Origin of the sequence: Nocardia sp. NPDC060220 (assembly GCF_042727815.1) — a bacterium.
Lineage (GTDB): Bacteria > Actinomycetota > Actinomycetes > Mycobacteriales > Mycobacteriaceae > Nocardia.
In genome coordinates this window covers 1-3,165 of sequence record NZ_JBHWZY010000797.1, presented here as the reverse complement: position 1 = coordinate 3,165, position 3,165 = coordinate 1, and the positions used below count along the sequence as shown (strand labels likewise).

Genomic DNA, 3,165 nt, shown 5'->3' with positions numbered 1-3,165 from the left:
GTGCATCACAGTAGTCTAACCGGGCATTTGGGACATCTCCACAAGATCAGCGCTGGGCCGCCGCCAGCACCGCGAGGAGCGGGACAAGCCTGCCTTCCGGCACCTCGAAACGGCCCAATCCCGCGGTCTGCAACCAGCCGACGGCGGCCAGCTGGCGCAAGTGCTGGTAGATCTCGGGTGAGGTGCCCAGTTCCGCGATGGCGGCGAGATCGGCGGCGGTTCTGCGCCCGTAGACGATTTCCTGAAGTAGTCGCAGCCGGACCGGATCGGCCAGCGCGGCAAGGCAATTGGCCGCTTCGATGGTCCAGACATCACCGACGATGGCATCGGTGGGGTACTGGGCCTGCCAATCGAAGCGCTCACCGGTGGGCAGTTGCAACGCGCCCGCCAGCAGCACCCCGCCGGTGCGTTTCCCGGCATCGGCGAATTCCTGCCGCAGGCGCGCCACCGCCCACGGCAGCTGCGCGTGCTCGGGCTGCGCGCTCTCCAGCGCGGCAACACGGCGTTCCAGTTCTTCGAGTCGGTCGACCAGATCCTCCACGCCGGTCAACCTACGCCACACCGAAGCTGTTGCGCTGCTTCATCGAAACGACAGCGCACCCCGGATCCGGTGGACCCGGGGTGCGCAGTGGACGAACGTCAGCGCGTGACAGCACCGAACGAGGGCTGCTGGATGGTGCCGAGCTGGTAAGCGAACCCGTCCGGGTGCGCCTCGTCGACCGGCACCGGCCAGCGGTGCCACAGGTTGCCGTACACCGCCGCCACGACCAGCCCGGCGCCGGTGTTCAGCGACGCCGTGCGGATGGTGGTGTCGACCGGCACGTCCTGGTGTTCGTTCAGGACTGCGGTGCCGCTCTGCCCGCTGGACAGATTCAGCCACATGACCTCGAGCTTGGCGTTGCCCTGGTTGGGCGAGATGGTGCCGGGCCCGCCGAAGAAGCCGAGGCGGAAGCCGTCGATATCGAGGGCGATGCCGGAGCCGTACACCCCGGACCCGCCGCCGTTCTGGCCGATATCGGAGGTCGCCGGGATCTGGAACGGCTGTGCAGGCAGCGCGACATCGACCGTGCCGTCGGCGGCGAGCTTGTCGAGGGCGGCGAGTGCGCCCGGATTGTTCGCCACCGACGTGCGCAGCTGCGAAACGGCCGCGGCCACATCGACAGTCTGTGTCGTCGGTTCCGCGACCGCGGGGCCCGCGAAGACGATGGCGACGGCGGCCGAGGTGGCGGCTACCGCGGTGGTGAAGCGACGCATGAAACTCAGATGATGCATAACCAGCTCTCCTCGAGTGTTCCTGGTACTGCTTTCCCTGGTAATTCGTCCGCTGTGCGGGTCGGTCGGGCTATCAGCCGCCGACCACCTGTGCACGGTACCGACAGCCGATGTGGGATCTGTCACTACCCCGGGGAAAGCCGAGTTCAGGAGCTCGAGGGTCGGTTACGGCATGTTCGCGATCTCCACTTTGTAGCCGCGATAGAGCTCGGGTTTGGCGGTGAGGACCGGCATGTCCAGATTCTGCGCGGTGAACACCACGGGCGCGATCAGTGGCCAGTCGAGATGGTCGTCGACGATCGGCACCGTGGTGCCGATGCGGATCGCGGTCGGGGCGTCGAGTTCGGCCCAGCGCACGGCGACGCGATTGTCGAGCAGGCGCCCGAGTTCATCGATGTTGTCCACGGCGCGCATCGCCGCCATCAGACTCACGGTGGGCACCACCAGGATTCGGCGCTGCTGGGTGAACTGGCGCATGATCACCTGCCCGAACAGCGGCGACAGGGCCAGCGAGGTGAGCGCGGTGTGGTCGGCGACGCTCACTGGCGGCTGTCCAGCGCGCCCATCAGCTTGCTCAGTTTGGCTTCCGCCTCGGCGATGTCCTCCGCCGAATGCTGGGTGATCCTGGCGTCGAGCTTGCCCAGGATCTGCTCCCGCAGGTCATCGTTGAAGTACGCGGGGGGCAGTGCCCCGTGCCGCAACACCTCAGCGGGTACCACCGCGACCAATTCTTTCCCCTCCCGCGTCACGATCACGGGCCGTCCGCTCGCGGACACCCCGTCGAAAACACTACCCAGCTGACCACGTAACTCGGTCAGCGGCACACTGTCGTAATCGGCCATAGTCAACTGTACATCGCTGTGTACAGTTGACTATGGCCGAACGGTGTTCCGGTGGGACGTCGTGCTCACCTGATCGCTCAGGCGACCTTGCGGGCCGGTTCGCTGCGGTAGCGGGTCACCGGGCCGTCGATGCCGAGTAGGCGCCAGGTCAGCTTGGCGACCGGGTTCATCAGGCCGCTGTTGGTGGCGAGGGCACGCACATCGCCGAAGATATTGCGCATCGTGGTCTGCGATTCCTCGCTGCTCCAGTAGGCGTCGCGCATGACCTCCGCCGGAATGTCGAACTTCTCGACGAATTCCTTGGGCGGGGTCATGATCATGTCGAGCATCACCCGCATGGCGATCGGGAAGGCCACGGAGAGCACCGACTTCGTGATCGGGTTCATGCCGGGCACGTTGCGGCGCAGGTATTCGTGGGCGAAGGAGATGTGCCGGGCTTCCTCGGCCACGTGGATCTGCATCACCCGCTGCACCATCGGGTGCAGATCGACGCCGGCGCGCAGCAGCGACTTCTGCAGGTGATCGATCGGCTCCTCGCCGCCGAGGATCATCGTGAAGAACAGTTCGGGGAAGTACTTCACCGCGGGCCAGATGGCCATCGTCAGCTTGCGATCGATGGTGCCCATGCCGATCACATCGCGGTAGCCGATGCGGTTGATCATCTCCTGGAACATCATCGTGTGGTTGCACTCTTCGGCAGCCTCGTGGGTGATGTACCGGAATTCCGGGTCGCCGTTGGGGACCGACACCAGGTACTGCATCAGCCCGCGGATCAGCAACTGCTCGAAATCCAGGCCCACCTTGGCGATGCCGGCCTGGCGCCACATGCCGATGGCGATCTGCTTCTCGATCGGCTGGGCCTTGTACCAGGGGTGACGGCCCAGCGGGTCCTCTTCGGGCATGATCCAGCGCGGGTCGTCGCTGTGCACGGCGAACTCGGGGGATTCCCAGTCGATGTCGACGTAGGGGTCGAAGTGCCGGTTGACCGAACCTTCGGACAGGTTGCGCAGGATCTCGTGGTACTCGGGATCGGTGGCGGTGTTCTTGATTG

The 3,165-nt window shown here is 65.7% G+C and carries 5 protein-coding genes; all 5 read right to left on the bottom strand.

Annotation, left to right across the window (positions count from 1 at the left end):
- Positions 1 to 46 precede the first annotated feature (46 nt).
- Entirely contained in the window at positions 47 to 541 is a 495-nt protein-coding gene (locus tag ACFWF3_RS29820; protein WP_101468527.1) for a helix-turn-helix transcriptional regulator, read from the bottom strand.
- 98 nt (positions 542 to 639) lie between these two features.
- Positions 640 to 1,272 carry a hypothetical protein gene (locus tag ACFWF3_RS29815; protein WP_379316958.1) on the bottom strand — a complete coding sequence of 211 codons (633 nt, stop codon included), beginning with the start codon at positions 1,270 to 1,272 and terminating at the stop codon, positions 640 to 642.
- Between the two features lie 165 nt (positions 1,273 to 1,437).
- Entirely contained in the window at positions 1,438 to 1,815 is a 378-nt protein-coding gene (locus ACFWF3_RS29810) for a hypothetical protein (protein WP_378632914.1), read from the bottom strand.
- A complete protein-coding gene (locus ACFWF3_RS29805) occupies positions 1,812 to 2,114 on the bottom strand; it encodes a type II toxin-antitoxin system prevent-host-death family antitoxin (protein ID WP_266292300.1) in 303 nt (100 codons plus the stop codon). Before ACFWF3_RS29805 ends, ACFWF3_RS29810 begins: the two co-directional genes overlap by 4 nt.
- A gap of 77 nt (positions 2,115 to 2,191) precedes the next feature.
- On the bottom strand, positions 2,192 to 3,163 hold the full coding sequence (locus tag ACFWF3_RS29800) for a diiron oxygenase (protein ID WP_379316956.1): 972 nt from the start codon (positions 3,161 to 3,163) through the stop codon (positions 2,192 to 2,194).
- Positions 3,164 to 3,165: the final 2 nt, after the last annotated feature.

Excerpts from the sequence above, each read along its gene's own strand:
- ACFWF3_RS29815 (WP_379316958.1), bottom strand. The coding sequence starts at position 1,272 with ATGCATCATCTGAGTTTCATGCGTCGCTTCACCACCGCGGTAGCCGCC.
- ACFWF3_RS29805 (WP_266292300.1), bottom strand. The coding sequence starts at position 2,114 with ATGGCCGATTACGACAGTGTGCCGCTGACCGAGTTACGTGGTCAGCTG.